The organism is Okeanomitos corallinicola TIOX110 (genome assembly GCF_038050375.1).
Lineage (GTDB): Bacteria > Cyanobacteriota > Cyanobacteriia > Cyanobacteriales > Nostocaceae > Okeanomitos > Okeanomitos corallinicola.
In genome coordinates, this window is the sequence record NZ_CP150886.1 from 3,199,972 (window position 1) to 3,214,365 (window position 14,394).

Annotated in this window: 17 protein-coding genes and 1 pseudogene; 13 read left to right on the forward strand and 5 right to left on the reverse strand. The window is 36.1% G+C overall.

Annotated features, from left to right (window positions below):
* The first annotated feature begins 236 nt into the window (after nt 1–236).
* The 11 genes from WJM97_RS13930 (at nt 237) to WJM97_RS13980 (ending at nt 7,772) form a co-directional block, all read left to right on the forward strand.
* Nucleotides 237–2,708: an ATP-dependent Clp protease ATP-binding subunit gene (locus tag WJM97_RS13930; RefSeq protein ID WP_353933171.1), complete on the forward strand. Its 2,472-nt coding sequence runs from the start codon at nt 237–239 to the stop codon at nt 2,706–2,708.
* 163 nt (nt 2,709–2,871) lie between these two features.
* Nucleotides 2,872–3,081, forward strand: a complete 210-nt coding sequence (locus WJM97_RS13935; RefSeq protein WP_353929400.1) for a hypothetical protein — start codon at nt 2,872–2,874, stop codon at nt 3,079–3,081.
* On the forward strand, nt 3,078–3,347 hold the full coding sequence (locus WJM97_RS13940) for a type II toxin-antitoxin system YafQ family toxin (RefSeq protein ID WP_353929401.1): 270 nt from the start codon (nt 3,078–3,080) through the stop codon (nt 3,345–3,347). The genes WJM97_RS13935 and WJM97_RS13940 overlap by 4 nt, the downstream gene beginning before the upstream one ends.
* 10 nt (nt 3,348–3,357) lie before the next feature.
* On the forward strand, nt 3,358–3,627 hold the full coding sequence (locus WJM97_RS13945) for a hypothetical protein (RefSeq protein WP_353929402.1): 270 nt from the start codon (nt 3,358–3,360) through the stop codon (nt 3,625–3,627).
* Between the two features lie 25 nt (nt 3,628–3,652).
* Nucleotides 3,653–3,970, forward strand: coding sequence for a hypothetical protein (locus WJM97_RS13950; RefSeq protein ID WP_353929403.1), 318 nt, complete (start codon nt 3,653–3,655; stop codon nt 3,968–3,970).
* Complete coding sequence (locus tag WJM97_RS13955) at nt 3,967–4,335, forward strand: aspartyl protease (protein ID WP_353929404.1); 369 nt, start codon at nt 3,967–3,969, stop codon at nt 4,333–4,335. The genes WJM97_RS13950 and WJM97_RS13955 overlap by 4 nt, the downstream gene beginning before the upstream one ends.
* 206 nt (nt 4,336–4,541) lie before the next feature.
* Entirely contained in the window at nt 4,542–5,099 is a 558-nt protein-coding gene (locus WJM97_RS13960) for a Panacea domain-containing protein (RefSeq protein ID WP_353929405.1), read from the forward strand.
* Complete coding sequence (locus tag WJM97_RS13965; RefSeq protein WP_353929406.1) at nt 5,092–5,484, forward strand: hypothetical protein; 393 nt, start codon at nt 5,092–5,094, stop codon at nt 5,482–5,484. Before WJM97_RS13960 ends, WJM97_RS13965 begins: the two co-directional genes overlap by 8 nt.
* 13 nt (nt 5,485–5,497) lie before the next feature.
* Entirely contained in the window at nt 5,498–5,746 is a 249-nt protein-coding gene (locus tag WJM97_RS13970) for a hypothetical protein (RefSeq protein ID WP_353929407.1), read from the forward strand.
* 221 nt (nt 5,747–5,967) lie between these two features.
* Nucleotides 5,968–6,276 (forward strand): hypothetical protein, encoded by a 309-nt coding sequence (locus WJM97_RS13975; protein ID WP_353929408.1) that lies wholly within the window; start codon nt 5,968–5,970, stop codon nt 6,274–6,276.
* Nucleotides 6,277–6,347: 71 nt separating this feature from the next.
* Nucleotides 6,348–7,772, forward strand: a complete 1,425-nt coding sequence (locus WJM97_RS13980; protein WP_353929409.1) for a hypothetical protein — start codon at nt 6,348–6,350, stop codon at nt 7,770–7,772.
* A gap of 317 nt (nt 7,773–8,089) precedes the next feature.
* Here WJM97_RS13980 and WJM97_RS13985 read toward each other — a convergent pair whose 3' ends face one another.
* From WJM97_RS13985 to WJM97_RS14005, 5 genes are all read right to left on the reverse strand, one after another.
* Nucleotides 8,090–8,506, reverse strand: a complete 417-nt coding sequence (locus WJM97_RS13985; protein ID WP_353929410.1) for a PIN domain-containing protein — start codon at nt 8,504–8,506, stop codon at nt 8,090–8,092.
* Nucleotides 8,503–8,724 (reverse strand): hypothetical protein, encoded by a 222-nt coding sequence (locus WJM97_RS13990; protein ID WP_353929411.1) that lies wholly within the window; start codon nt 8,722–8,724, stop codon nt 8,503–8,505. The genes WJM97_RS13985 and WJM97_RS13990 overlap by 4 nt, the downstream gene beginning before the upstream one ends.
* A 16-nt stretch (nt 8,725–8,740) precedes the next feature.
* A complete protein-coding gene (locus tag WJM97_RS13995) occupies nt 8,741–8,842 on the reverse strand; it encodes a PQ-loop domain-containing transporter (protein ID WP_353933172.1) in 102 nt (33 codons plus the stop codon).
* Nucleotides 8,821–9,873 carry a hypothetical protein gene (locus tag WJM97_RS14000; RefSeq protein WP_353929412.1) on the reverse strand — a complete coding sequence of 351 codons (1,053 nt, stop codon included), beginning with the start codon at nt 9,871–9,873 and terminating at the stop codon, nt 8,821–8,823. The genes WJM97_RS13995 and WJM97_RS14000 overlap by 22 nt, the downstream gene beginning before the upstream one ends.
* 100 nt (nt 9,874–9,973) lie before the next feature.
* Nucleotides 9,974–12,346: a putative PEP-binding protein gene (locus tag WJM97_RS14005; protein ID WP_353929413.1), complete on the reverse strand. Its 2,373-nt coding sequence runs from the start codon at nt 12,344–12,346 to the stop codon at nt 9,974–9,976.
* A gap of 266 nt (nt 12,347–12,612) precedes the next feature.
* Here WJM97_RS14005 and WJM97_RS14010 point away from each other — a divergent pair.
* Both WJM97_RS14010 and WJM97_RS14015 read left to right on the forward strand, forming a co-directional pair.
* Nucleotides 12,613–12,681, forward strand: a pseudogene (locus tag WJM97_RS14010) (D-tyrosyl-tRNA(Tyr) deacylase); the annotation flags it as partial.
* 285 nt (nt 12,682–12,966) lie between these two features.
* Nucleotides 12,967–14,391, forward strand: coding sequence for an AAA-like domain-containing protein (locus WJM97_RS14015; protein WP_353929414.1), 1,425 nt, complete (start codon nt 12,967–12,969; stop codon nt 14,389–14,391).
* Nucleotides 14,392–14,394: the final 3 nt, after the last annotated feature.

Here is a 14,394-nt window from a genome sequence, read left to right on the forward strand (position 1 = left end):
ATAGATAAAAGAAATCTTAACAACATGAGTCTATTGTTGATCAAAATTCCCAAAAAAGCTGGTAAATTCGACCTCCTCACCATACTAGCTACATAAAAAATAATAAAAACTAAGTAATTAACCCATCAACCAGTCTGATGGCTAAAGGATATCTATTTTCTTGATACAGATATCCAAAATTTTAGCCTGTGCTAAAATCAGCGTACCGGCACGACGCAGGTGATGGGAAAAATGCCATGTTTGAACGCTTCACAGAAAAAGCCATTAAGGTAATCATGCTGGCCCAAGAAGAGGCCCGCCGTTTAGGTCACAACTTTGTTGGAACTGAGCAGATCCTCCTGGGTCTGATTGGGGAAGGCACAGGGGTGGCAGCCAAGGTGTTAAAGTCAATGGGTGTCAATCTCAAAGATGCCCGTATTGAAGTTGAAAAAATTATAGGTCGAGGTTCCGGCTTTGTGGCGGTGGAAATTCCGTTCACGCCACGAGCCAAGCGAGTTTTAGAACTATCCTTGGAAGAAGCACGCCAACTAGGGCATAACTACATTGGCACTGAGCATCTCCTGTTGGGTCTCATCCGTGAAGGGGAAGGCGTAGCAGCCAGGGTGCTAGAGAACCTGGGTGTGGATTTGTCTAAGGTTAGAACTCAAGTGATTCGGATGTTGGGAGAAACGGCGGAAGTAACGCCGGGTGGCCCCTCTGGTCGCACAAAAACCCCAACGTTGGATGAATTTGGCTCTAATTTGACCCAAATGGCCGTTGATAACAAGCTTGATCCTGTGGTGGGACGCGCCAAGGAAATCGAGCGTGTGATTCAAATTTTGGGTCGCCGGACAAAAAACAATCCAGTGCTGATTGGTGAACCTGGGGTTGGTAAAACAGCCATTGCGGAAGGTTTAGCCAGCCGTATCGCTAATAAGGATGTTCCTGACATCTTAGAAGATAAGCGTGTTGTCACTCTCGATATTGGTTTACTGGTAGCAGGAACTAAATACCGGGGTGAATTTGAAGAACGCCTAAAGAAAATCATGGATGAAATCCGCTCGGCGGGTAATGTCATCCTGGTAATTGACGAGGTTCATACCCTCATTGGTGCAGGTGCGGCTGAAGGAGCGATTGATGCAGCAAATATCCTCAAGCCAGCTTTGGCACGGGGTGAATTGCAATGTATTGGTGCGACAACTTTGGATGAGTACCGCAAGCACATTGAACGGGATGCAGCGTTGGAAAGACGCTTCCAGCCTGTAATGGTGGGTGAGCCTTCCGTTGATGAAACAATTGAAATTTTATATGGTTTGCGCGAACGCTACGAAGCACATCATAAGTTAAAAATTTCTGATGAGGCTTTGGTGGCGGCGGCGAAGTTGTCTGATCGATATATTAGCGATCGCTACCTCCCAGATAAAGCCATTGACTTGGTTGATGAAGCCGGTTCTCGCGTCCGCTTGATCAACTCCCAACTACCCCCAGCAGCTAAGGAATTAGATAAGGAACTACGGCAAATCTTAAAAGAAAAAGATGATGCTGTCCGTTCTCAGGACTTTGACCGCGCTGGTGAACTGCGTGATCGAGAAATGGAAATCAAAGCGGAAATCCGCACCATTGCTCAAACTAAAGCTAATGCAGCAGGTGGTGATGGTCTAGAACCCGTAGTATCTGAGGAAGACATCGCTCACATTGTTGCTTCTTGGACTGGTGTCCCAGTGAATAAACTCACTGAGTCTGAATCTGAGAAGTTGCTGCACATGGAAGATACCTTACATCAGCGTCTCATCGGTCAAGATGATGCTGTTAAGGCTGTTTCCCGTGCGATTCGTCGCGCTCGTGTGGGTCTGAAAAATCCTAACCGTCCCATTGCCAGTTTTGTCTTCTCTGGTCCGACTGGGGTAGGTAAAACTGAGTTGGCTAAGTCCTTAGCTTCTTACTTCTTCGGTTCTGAAGAAGCAATGATCCGCTTGGATATGTCCGAGTACATGGAGCGTCACACCGTCAGTAAGTTGATTGGTTCTCCTCCAGGTTACGTCGGTTACAACGAAGGTGGTCAGTTAACTGAAGCTGTACGCCGTCGTCCTTACACTGTGGTGCTGTTTGACGAAATCGAAAAAGCACACCCCGATGTTTTCAATATGCTGTTGCAGATTTTAGAAGATGGTCGTTTGACTGATGCTAAAGGCCGCACAGTAGACTTTAAGAACACTTTGTTAATTTTGACCTCTAACATTGGTTCTAAGGTAATTGAGAAAGGTGGTAGCGGTATTGGTTTCGAGTTTGCTGAGGATCAAACTGAGTCTCAATACAACCGGATTCGTTCTTTGGTAAATGAGGAATTGAAGCAATACTTCCGTCCTGAGTTCTTGAACAGGTTAGATGAGATTATCGTCTTCCGTCAGTTGAACAAGGCTGAAGTTACCGAAATCGCCGAAATTATGCTCAAGGAAGTGTTTGGTCGCTTGACTGAGAAGGGTATTTCTTTAGAAGTGAGCGATCGCTTTAAAGATAGGTTGATTGAAGAAGGTTATAGTCCTAGCTACGGTGCAAGGCCATTACGTCGGGCAATTATGCGCTTGTTGGAAGATAGTTTAGCGGAAGAAATTCTATCTGGACGGATCAAAGACGGTGATGTTGCTTTTGTTGACGTTGATGAAAATGGTGTTGTTAAAGTTACTGCTCAAGAGCGTCGGGAGTTGTTAACCCCTGTTGTTGAGTCTTAGTTAGGTTTTTGTAATTGTTAATTGAACGGTGGAGGATTTCGATCTTCTACCGTTTTTTTTGGTTTTTTCTCACGCAGAGGCGCGGAGAGGAGAAGGAGGTTTTTGTATAGGATAAAATAAAATATTAGATAGATGTAATAAGTAATAATAGGTGTTCTCAGTTATGATTTTTAGTGATGTTGTTCAAGCAATTAAAGGTTTTTCAATTGAGGAAAAGTTAGAAATTCAATTGTTATTACAGCAGTATTTGAGGGAAGAACGCCGCGAAGAAATTTATCACAATTTGCAAGCAACGAAGCGAGAAGAAGAAAATGGTGAACTTACTTTTTCTGCAAATATTGATGACTTGAAACAATTGATGGAAGAATTATGATAAGTGTAAGTTTTAGTTCTTCCTTTAAACGTGCTTTCAAAAAAAGGATTAAAGGTAATGTAGATTTAGAAGCACGCTTTTGGCAAAAGTTAGAGCAGTTTACGGCAGATCCTTTTGAACCAAGTTTAAGAACTCATAAATTATCAGGAACTCTTAAAGATTCCTGGAGTTTTAGCATAGATTATGACATTAGAGTAGTTTTTTACTTTACTGATGATGGAAGTGCTGTATTTGTAGATATTGGTAGTCATGATGAAGTTTACTAGATAAAAATTAATGCAGACAACCAATACCACATCATCCCACGTACCCGACCTAGTGAAGAATAATTGGAAATTTACAGAAGTATGGATAGATCAAATGTTATCGCCTCCATACATTCTGTTATTACTTTGTGATAGTGAGGGAAATTGTCAAGTTTATGATCCTAAACAGGGTGATAAGGTTATATTTTCTAGTAATAGTTATGAAGCTGCTCAGTTATGGTTATTGGAAGATGAATATGAACCAGTTGAAGGTAGGCTTTTAGCTGCTGAATTAGTGTGATTTAGTATATAAGATAGGGTGAATTATGACTAATATAAAATCTGTGCGTCGTCGTCAACAAGGTAGAATTTTTCCAGAGTTTACAATACCACCGGAAGAATTAGCAAAAAGGGAAGCTGAAAGAAACGCACGGGGAGAAAAAGCGCGGGTTGTTTTTAATCGAATTCGTCCTGAATTAATCAATGATCATTACAATTGGTTTATGGTAATTGAACCAAATAGTGGTGATTATTTTATTGATGTTGATGAAAGTGAAGCAGAGAAAAAAGCAAGGGAAAAATATCCTCAAGGTTGGTTGGTGACTTTTAGAATTAATGAAACGGGTGCTTGTGGACGGATATGATTTTAGGTAATTTCGGTGAAGTTGGGGAGTTAATGTTTGATATAGAAATTATTTCTGCTGATGGAGATAATTATGGGATTGAAGTTTTGTTAGATACAGGTTTTACTAATGGTTGGTTAGCACTAGATATACAAGATGCTGAAATTCTAGAATGGCCTTTAATTGAACGTAACAGTACGATGCGAATGGCGCGGGGTGAGGCTTTTTTTGACATCTATGAAGGTAAGGTGAAATTAGATGGAAAGGAGTATATTATTCCTGTTTTAGCTGCGGAAGGTATTCCTGAACCTTTACTGGGGTTGCAGTGGTTGAAAATATTGCCCTTATCTGTTAATTTTTCAGAGAGAATATTGACGCTGGGTTAATATTAAGTTTTTTGAAAATATTGATGAGTTAAAACAATTGATTGAAGAGTGATGATAATTGTAATGTCAATTACAACTTTGCAACGCTTAGTAAACACAAGATTCTGCTACAATAATATCCATCCGTAAATTTTCAGCATAGTTTTCACACTGCCAAACTAAACTATAATATATATGTACTACGATAATGTTTCTCAAGGATAATTATGTCTATCCAGTTTCGGTTTCACCCAGAAAAAGCTGTAGAAGCAGCAGCTATACTTATGAAGCTGCATGGTAAGCCTATCAAGTATTTAGGCTTGCTAAAAATGCTGTATATAGCTGATAGAATTGCATTAGAACGAATAGAACAACCCATAACAGGTGATCATTATGTATCAATGAAATATGGTCCTGTTCTTAGTGGTGTTTATGATCTAATTAAAGGTAAACCTATTGATGATGCTCTACCTCTTTGGTCTGAGTACATTTCCCCTGGTGATAAGAACTTTGTTTACTTAGTCAAAGATCCAGGAAATGATGAACTATGCGAAGAAGAAGAGGAGATTCTTCAAGAAGTATATCAAAGCTTTGGACATCTTGATCCATTTCATGTTGCTGAATGGACTCATGATTTACCAGAGTGGAAAGATCCTCATGGTTCTGCTATTCCCATTTCAGTAGAAGATATTCTGAAAAATGTTGGTAAAAGCGAGGAAGAAATTGAGGAAATTAGACAAATAGCACTGAGGGAAGCATATTTAGATGAGGTGCTACGTGTCTAGTCTTTCTATTAACATAGGAGATGTATTTTTAATTGATACACCTCCTAATGGCCAACATTTTTATGTCGTAATTGCAAAAACTTCTGGTAATAAATATTTATTTGTTAATTTAACAGACAAGAAAAATAACTCTGAAAGAGTTTGTGTTTTAGCACCAGATCCGAGTGTACCAAGTTTTATTAAAAAGGAATCTGTTATAGCTTACTATTTTGCTCGTGAAATGGATGCAAATGATCTTGCTATTTGTATAACTTCTGGTAGTCCTATTCCCAAAGATTGTTTATCTGCTGATATTGTATCACAAATTCAACAGGGAGGATTAATTTCTAAGAAGTTGAAGAATAAATATAAAACTGCATTGAAGAAATTTTTAGGAATTGATTAAATTAAACTTAGTAATGGGAAAGGTTTATTTGAAAATCAAGAATGATTGGGAATTGACAGAAGTATGGATAGATCCGATGTTATCACCCACCTATATTCTGTTATTATTTTGTGATAGTGAGGGAAATTGTCAAATTTATGATCCTAAACAGGGTGATAAGGTTATATTTTCTAGTAATAGTTATGAAGCTGCTCAGTTATGGTTATTGGAAGATGAATATGAACCGGTTGAAGGTAGGCTTTTAGCTGGGGAATTAGTGTAAGTTAGTATATTTTTTGTTTCGCGCAAAGACGCTAGGGAGCAAAGGCGCAAAGAAGAGCGAGAAAGTGATATATTCGTTATAATGAGTTTTATTGAGGAGTACGGGTCATTCCTACATATGAGCAAAAAACGCAGTTATTTATTCTGTGTTGTTCTGATAGAAATGAATAAATTTGTATAGGATAATGTTAGATGAATAAATAACAAGAGGTATTGCTAGTTATGATTTTTACTGATGTACTGGAAGCTATAAAAGGGTTTTCAATTGAAGAAAAGTTACAAATTCAATTGTTGTTGGAGCAATATTTAAGAGAAGAACGCCGCGAAGAAATTTATCAAAATTTGCAAGCAGCGACACGAGAAGAAGAAAATGGGGAACTCATGTTTTCTGAAAATATTGATGAATTGAAACAACAATTTATCAGCCGACGTGAACTTATAAAGTTACCTATAGAAGAACGAAAAAAGATTTTAGCGTCACAATCTGATTTAATGTTAGAGCATTACCAGCAAGATAAAGAATGGCAATAATTACAGACAGGAGACCTAATTTAATGTGTAAATGTGATTTCTTGAAGTCAAAATAGAGATAATTGAAAATTATGATTTTTCTTGATGATGAAGATAATTTAATTGCACAGCAGCAAGATATAGAGCTATTTAACAATATTGGTTATTTAGACGATTTTGAAGGACGTTTAACTGTTTGGCTTACTATCAATCCAACACCTAGAATACGTTGGGAGTTTGAAGTGGCTAGAGGTGATTATAGATTTATAGAAAAGCCTAAAAGATTAGTTTCGTGGGAAGACACTAGCCCTAGTCTTGTTGTATTCGCTCCAAAAGCTCATTCTTCAGTAGGCTGTCGTAGTCAAATGAGTGGATATGCAGAAAAAGTCATTTATGGCAATATAGATACACTTGCTCACTATTTTAATTTCTATCTTCCTAATACAGATTTTATCAGACAGGCTACTGGTGGTAATTTCCAAGACTTTATTAATAACTTTAATCAACCATTAAAGGCCAACTTAGGAAATGGATGGACAGTAGAACTTTTTACAAATGAACACGCTTTAAAATGGTTAGATCCTAGACAAGTCAATCAAGGATCAATGATAACTTTAAAAATTCAATTATTTGATACAGATAAAGACAATATTGATAAAATTCAGAATTTAAGGGTTAAAAGTATCCTAGATGCTAGTAAAATTTTTTATGAGCTTTGTTTAATGTTATCTTACATAAATGGAGGATACGTTCAACCAATATATTTGACAGCAAATAAAGCAGGTCTGAATGAGAGACATCAACGCTCATCTTTGGCTATCTCTCAATTAATATCTCCTATTGAAGAAGTCGGAAAAAGCTTTTTAAGAAATTATGGAATAGAAGATTTATTAAATTTTATAAATTGTTTTTCCAATTTTCAGAAAATGCGTCAGCTTCCTCATTGGCAAGAAAAATGGATATTAATTCTGGAATGGTATTTTCAGGCTATTCCCAGAATATCTGAACGGAGAAGAAATCCTTTACTTCCTGTGGTAGTTAATGCACTTGGTACATTATTAGAAAATTTAGCTCGGATTATTTTAGTAGATGATGAATTAGATCAAGTTAAACGAGATATTAAAGAAAAACAATTCGAGAGGGATAAGAAATATCTCAAAAAAATTAAAGATTTAGGGTTAGAAAAGTACGGATTTAATTTAGAAAACGAATGGAAAGAAGATGGCCTAGCTAGGTATCGTCTTCGTCTTCTTCTTAAAAGAATAGGCATTAATAATGAAGAAGATAATATTAAGAATTTCGTTCGTATTCGTAATAATGCTACTCATGCAAAAAATGACGATCTAAACTTAGATATCATGAAGCAGCATGAAGTAGTGTGGACTGCAACTCAATGGGTAGATGAAATAATTTTGTGGAGACTTGGATACAATGGACAATACAAACAAAGAAGCCTAAAAACAGATAAACCCATTAATCCACGCTATGACCTATCACTTCGTGATTGTGATTGGTAATTTAGCTTAATAAAAATAGTGGCTGATGATGGAGGTAATCTGATCTCTCTTTGTTAGTTAATAGTGGAATGAGTGCGATCGCTCTGAGTTAGCTGATGGTGGAGGGTGTGCGATTGTGCGGAACTCAGTACCAAAGGCGATCGCTCTTAGTTAACTGTGGAATGAATGCGATCGCTCTTATTGAAAAGTGTGATAAATGCGTTAGCGTAGTTTACCGAAGGTATCGCGTGATTAACTCAAAGACTGGATATCATAAATAGTAAAAGGCCATTCAAATTCTTCAACCATGACAGAATTACTACAGCGTGCGATCGCTTTTACTCCTTAGAAATATGATTTAACTCCCCAGGTAAAATCACTGGAATTTCTGAACCTAAAAATCCAGACACATCACGAGTTACAATCACATCTACCATTGATTTCATAGCACAAGCATACTGCACAGCATCCTCAAAATCTTGAAAATTTAAAGCTACTGCTGTTTCTAAAATATTTTTATCAACTGTGCAAATATGTAAATCTGTGAGAATTTGATAAATTGCATCTTGAGCAACTGTTACACCTGCGGCTTTACGAATAATATAATAAATATTAGTAATTGTAGTAGCAGCAATAAACCCTATAATCTCACCTGCATCAATTTTTGCAAATAACCTAACAGCATCTTCTACAAAAGGTTCTCGTTCCAGTAAAAAATCTAGGACGATATTCGTATCAATAAAAACTCGAATCATTGGTATTTTTCAGTTAGATAAGTGACATAATCTCCATTAATATTCTCATCACTGGAGATATTTGCACCTTTAGCAATACCACGCAGTCTAGATAAATTACCCTTCTTTGATGGTGATATAGTTTCTTGTTGGATTGATTCTAATACAGTTTGTACTAATTGCCAGCGATCGCTCATTGGTAACTGTAATACTTGTTTTTGCAATTCTTGTAATGTCATGAGAAGATATCAAAAATTATTCATTTTCATTATATATCAATTTAATCTGCGGAATGTAGGCTAAAAATCCACAGATTACACAACATATTGAAAGGGTTACTGTCCAGGGCTTACATATAAATTAGAATTTGGTAATTGAGATTGATTAGGTTGTTGTACACCATAGATGTTATTGTTGTACCTGACTGGGTTTTCATATCCTAACGGAGCAGTCGAGTTAACAATTCCTTGGCTGGTAGACTGAGGCAAATTAGGATAATTAGGTATATTATTAGTGGGTATGTTAGTTAAAGTATTAACTGGTATTCTGATTCCTGTATTTTGAGGTTTCTGATCACCATTAAAATTACTGTTATAAGTTTGCGGTAGATTAGTTGTGGATTGCAAAGAACCCATCTGTGCATTCGTATTTAATCCATTATTATTACTTTGTTTAGTATAAATTGAGGCGTTCATAGCTGCTTCCAAAGGACTGATAACCAACGGATTTGGATTATTTACATTTTGGTAGTTTAAGTTGATTGCTAAATTATTTTTATCTATTATTTCTTGGCTTTTAGATGATGTAAAGTCATTTAAACCCACAAAATGATTATTTGGATAATAATCCTGAGACTTTAATAGAGTATTCGCCTGTTCTAGAAAAGGATTTTTGATTATTTCTATTTGTTGATTATTGTTTGTAGCTTCTGGGATAAGTTGATAACTATTCTGGTTAACAGTATTTGGCTGATTAATTACATCATCTACAAGAGATTCTTTCTTATTACTTCTATTCCTATCAGAAGGAGTAATATTTATAGGTAGGATATTTGCTGCTGCAACATCACTTAATAAGTTAGGCATATTATCAATATCGGCAGCAATAGCTTTTTCTTCATTAGAAAGTAAAGTTTCTTCAGTAATTTGTGGCTTATTAGCTGTATTTGCCTCAGAGTCAGTATTAGAATTATTTGGATTTACCAGTTCTTTGCCAACTTCCTGATTTTCAATTTGACTTAAATACTGGGAATCGAACCATAACTCCTTAGTTACTAGACCTAAAACCACTAAAAAAATTCCTGTCCCCCAAAAACGAGGGCGCAAAAAATTCGACAATCTGGCTCTAAGATAGCGCATATACACTTGAGAATACTTACGATTTGGCATAGTTTTGGTTGCTTGACGGCTAGATAAATTGACAAAAACTAGAAATTGTGGAAAAACATAGCTTCTTATATAAAAATACCAATGATCAGCTATATTTTATTCATAAATAACCAAGTTGTTTTCTCGCAGCAGCTAGAATAATTCGTTGTTCGGCACGAGCAATAGCGGTATAAGTGGTTTCTATAGCTTCAGGCTCTACAGAGATAGAAGTTATCCCCCATTCTATCAACTTATCAATAATTTCTGGATATAAAGCCGGTGCTTGACCACAGATTGAGCAGGGAATACCTCCAGCTTTAGCCATTTTAATTAACTGAGCGATCGCAGCCATTACCGCAGGATGACATTCATTAAACATACTTGATAATTCTCCGTATTCTCGGTTAACTCCTAAAATTAATTGAGTGAGGTCATTCGTGCCTATAGAAACTCCATTTGCTCCAGCTTTAATATATTCTGGCAATAAAAATAGTATGCTTGGTACTTCTGCCATAATCCACAATTGGAAAGAAGAATCCTGAGTTAATCCAGCTTGCTCAACTTTACGACGACAAAATACAAACTCTTCCACAGTTCGGACAAAAGGTAACATTAAATGAATATTTTTGTACCCTTTTTTTTGTAAAGCAGCCAAGGCTTTTAATTCTAATTCAAAAACTGCGGGATTTTTCAAATAACTTAAAGTACCATGCTCATCAAGTATTGATGTTTGTAAAGATTGTTTTGTATCTTTAGATAAAGATAAATCCTGTGATCTCCAATCTAGAGAACGATATAAAATTGGTTTAGGAGCAAAAGCACGGGCAAATTTTTCAATCTGCTCAGATAAAACTTCTAATAATTCTATTTTTCTCCCATTCAAAACCCAAACTAAAGGATTCTCCCCTTTTAAAATATTTAATATCATTAACTCTGAACGTAATAAACCTACACCATCTATGAGTAAATCTTGGACTTTATCAATCAAACTATCTTGACTGATATTTACCAATAGTTGAGTAGAAATCATAGGTAAGTTAGTCTGATGTTGAGAATTATTTATTTGTCTTTCTTTTATGTTTGTTTGTAATGACATTTTTTGGTCTTTTTCCCATTTTTTAATCTCATAATTATTCAAACTTTCATTATCAGAAAGACGATAAATTTCTCCTGTACTACCATCCATTAATATTCTTTCTCCACTTTTAATCTGGCTTGTAATATTTTTGGCACTAACGACAGATGGAATAGCTAATTCCCTGGATAAAATTGCTGCGTGGCTAGTTAAACCACCTCGTTCTGTAACAATTCCGGCTACTTCATGTAGTAGAGGCAAACAATCTGTGGTAATTGCTGGTGCTATGACAATTACTCCCTTGGGTATTTGTTTTACTTTAGGTTGTGAATTGCTCAAGATCACAAAAGCAGAAGCTATAACACGTCCTTTAGATGCTCCTATGCCCTTAATCAATTGCCAATCAAAATTAAAATTTTGAGGTATGTTTATTTGATCAATATAGATTTTTGATGCTTGATTTTTGTCGGTAATATTCCACTTGATGGTTAAATTATTCCCAATTTCATCAACTAATTGATTGCCCAGGATAATGATTTCTTTTATATGTTCATCTGACAAAGAATACTGTTTTTGTTTCTCTTCATTTAGGAGATAAGCAAAACAACAATTATTATATTTTTTTACTGATTGTATGGGTTGAGATTCATCAGTTAAGAAAGCAGGATTAGGATCAACAGAATAAGCAATAATTTTATTTCCTAATTGTTTTTCTTTGATGACTTTAGTCTTATCTTCAATATAATAAATATCCGGTAAAACTTCACCTTTGGTAATGGCTAGTCCTAATCCATAAGTAGCTTCAATTTCTGCACCATAATTATTAACTTTGAATACACCGGAAGCAATTACATTCTCTACAGGCTGCACCAATATGCCTAAATTAATTTGTTGTAAATTTACCCCTACTTTTTGCCAATACAGTAAACTCCTGGCACAAAATAACTGACTCCAAGTTTGTTTCAATCCTTGAGCTATTTCTTCAGGATCACAGAGACAAAACACTGACTCTAACAAGCCAGAAATATGCTCCAATTGTTGAGTGCCAGATGATATATTTAGGCTCGGTCGCAAAATTAAACATTGACAGTCCCAGGTCTTTGTAGCTTGGGAAATTTGACTTACCCAGTGGCTTGGTAGACTAGCATCCAGAACCTCTTGACGTAAGCACCTAGCCACGTGCTGAAGTTGCTGCCAGTTACCCACATCTAAATGTAAAGAAGAATGGGGTAAGTCAGCGACTAATGACTCAGAACTGTGGAGGGTTTCCAGAAATTCCCTCCAAGTATCTGCGGATATTACAAAACCAGATACTACAGGATATCCACTCTGTACGATTCTGCTCAAGTAAAAGGCTTTATCGCCAACTTTAGCACGGTCTGATAATTTAATCTCGTCAAGCCAGTAAAGTTTATCCACTCAATTTTTATGTGTCATTTATTCAGTAACTGAGTATCTGAAGTCAATTAGTCAATAACTAACTTTATGTTCAGGTATATTCATACATAGCATTTTTTGATGATGCTGATATCTAGAATAGACCTGTTAGGCAATTTTAGGTACAGCACTTCCCAATGTTATGAGGTACACATCTAGCGGGCAAGATATACGCACCATAAAAGTTTCATTATTCAATTTTGTACCCTTCATGAAAGAAATATGCTGTATGTATATGCAGTTTCATATTAGATTGGATAGTTAAGAAGTGTTTAGAATTACGGTTATTTCCTGATTTAGATACAGGTAAAGCTTGGTAAGAATCTGTACAAGAAATTGATGGTGAGTTAAGTAACAAAGTTAAAAGCCTTTTATTGTCTGATAGCGAAGCTTGAACGTAGCCATGTTTTATCCTAACTATTAGCATCACAATAGTTATGTTTCGTGAGATACATGATATTCTTGAGAGCGGGGGAACTGCCAAGCTTATCAAATCAGTGATGGAGATTAGCCATTGCTCAAGGACATTATCTTGAAAGTAAGACCAGCGTGCAAATTAATCAAAGCAATTAACTAATTACGCCCTTTTACTTATCAAGGCTATGGATTTAAATGTAGATCAGGCAATTAAAATTGCTAATGAAGCGGTTTTAAAAAAATGTTATAGAGGCTTAACTGATGTTGAAATCATAGTAATTAAAGGAGCGTGGAAACGAGAAGAATACGATACAATTGCGGCTAATAATCAGTATGCAAAAAGTTATCTTAGTCAAGATATTGCCCCAAAGCTGTGGAAATTACTGACCAAAGCTCTAGGAGAAAAGGTCAAAAAAAGTAATTTTAAAGCAGCTTTAAAACGATACTGGGAAAAGCAGTGTTGGGATAAGCAGTTTACAGATGAAGATTTATTACCGACTTCAGCACCAATAACTATTAATAACTTCCGGGATAATAGTAAGGTCAAAGAAACAACTAGTTCTTTATATTTAACTCAAGCTAAAGATAAATTACCGATTCCAGAATTATATGTGGAGCGTTTTGCTCTTGAATTTCTCTGCTCTGAAAAACTCTTACAACCTGGTTCTTTAATTTGGCTAAAAGCTCCTAAATTAATGGGTAAAACTTCCCTGATGGAAAGGGTGTTAGCTAAATTGAAACAGCAAGGCTATCGTACAGTCAGTTTAAGTTTACAGATGGTAGATACGCAAACTCATCTGATAGACCTGAATAAATTTTTACGCTGGTTTTGTTTCAATCTCAGCCGAGAACTGAAGTTACCTAACCAGTTAGATAAATATTGGGATGAAGAAGGTATGGGTGCGAAGGTAAGTTGTACAACTTATTTATTAGAATATCTCTTAGCAGCAGCAGAAACCCCTCTAGTTTTATACTTAGATGATATAGAAGTGCTTTTCCCTTATCCTCAAATTTACAAAGATTTTTTTACTTTGTTGCGTTCTTGGTATGAGAAAACCAGAAATCGTCCAAACTGGAAAAAACTGCGGTTAGCAATTGCTTATTCTCCGGACATTTATATACACACAAATCTTAATCAATCGCTTTTTAATATAGGATTACCGATAGAATTACCAGAATTAACTAAAGAGGAAGTTCAGAGATTTTCCCAACAATATGGATTCGTTGGAGATTCATTTTTAGTAGATTCTTTAATGCAATTAGTAGGTGGTCATCCTTATTTGTTGGAACTGGCATTTTCTCACCTCAAAAATTATCCAAATATCACCCTAAACAAGTTGTTAGCAGAAGCTTCTACCGATGCAGGTATTTATCGTCATTATTTGCGGGAACTCTGGTTGAGGTTGCAACAAGAACCAGAATTGCTCACAGCATTGCAAACGGTGATTAATTCTCCTCAACCAGTGCGATTGGAAACAATGTCAGCTTATCAGTTGAAAAATATGGGTTTGGTGAAGCTTGTAGGTAATGAAGTGGAAACAAGTTGTCAATTGTATCGGAGTTATTTTGGTGATGTGATTAGGAATCAGGTGAATGTAAATAATGGTTAAAAT

Coding starts and splice junctions, on each gene's coding strand:
- WJM97_RS13930 (WP_353933171.1), top strand. CDS start 237: ATGTTTGAACGCTTCACAGAAAAAGCCATTAAGGTAATCATGCTGGCC.
- WJM97_RS13935 (WP_353929400.1), top strand. CDS start 2,872: ATGATTTTTAGTGATGTTGTTCAAGCAATTAAAGGTTTTTCAATTGAG.
- WJM97_RS13940 (WP_353929401.1), top strand. CDS start 3,078: ATGATAAGTGTAAGTTTTAGTTCTTCCTTTAAACGTGCTTTCAAAAAA.
- WJM97_RS13945 (WP_353929402.1), top strand. CDS start 3,358: ATGCAGACAACCAATACCACATCATCCCACGTACCCGACCTAGTGAAG.
- WJM97_RS13950 (WP_353929403.1), top strand. CDS start 3,653: ATGACTAATATAAAATCTGTGCGTCGTCGTCAACAAGGTAGAATTTTT.
- WJM97_RS13955 (WP_353929404.1), top strand. CDS start 3,967: ATGATTTTAGGTAATTTCGGTGAAGTTGGGGAGTTAATGTTTGATATA.
- WJM97_RS13960 (WP_353929405.1), top strand. CDS start 4,542: ATGTCTATCCAGTTTCGGTTTCACCCAGAAAAAGCTGTAGAAGCAGCA.
- WJM97_RS13970 (WP_353929407.1), top strand. CDS start 5,498: ATGGGAAAGGTTTATTTGAAAATCAAGAATGATTGGGAATTGACAGAA.
- WJM97_RS13975 (WP_353929408.1), top strand. CDS start 5,968: ATGATTTTTACTGATGTACTGGAAGCTATAAAAGGGTTTTCAATTGAA.
- WJM97_RS13980 (WP_353929409.1), top strand. CDS start 6,348: ATGATTTTTCTTGATGATGAAGATAATTTAATTGCACAGCAGCAAGAT.
- WJM97_RS13985 (WP_353929410.1), bottom strand. CDS start 8,506: ATGATTCGAGTTTTTATTGATACGAATATCGTCCTAGATTTTTTACTG.
- WJM97_RS13990 (WP_353929411.1), bottom strand. CDS start 8,724: ATGACATTACAAGAATTGCAAAAACAAGTATTACAGTTACCAATGAGC.
- WJM97_RS14000 (WP_353929412.1), bottom strand. CDS start 9,873: ATGCCAAATCGTAAGTATTCTCAAGTGTATATGCGCTATCTTAGAGCC.
- WJM97_RS14015 (WP_353929414.1), top strand. CDS start 12,967: ATGGATTTAAATGTAGATCAGGCAATTAAAATTGCTAATGAAGCGGTT.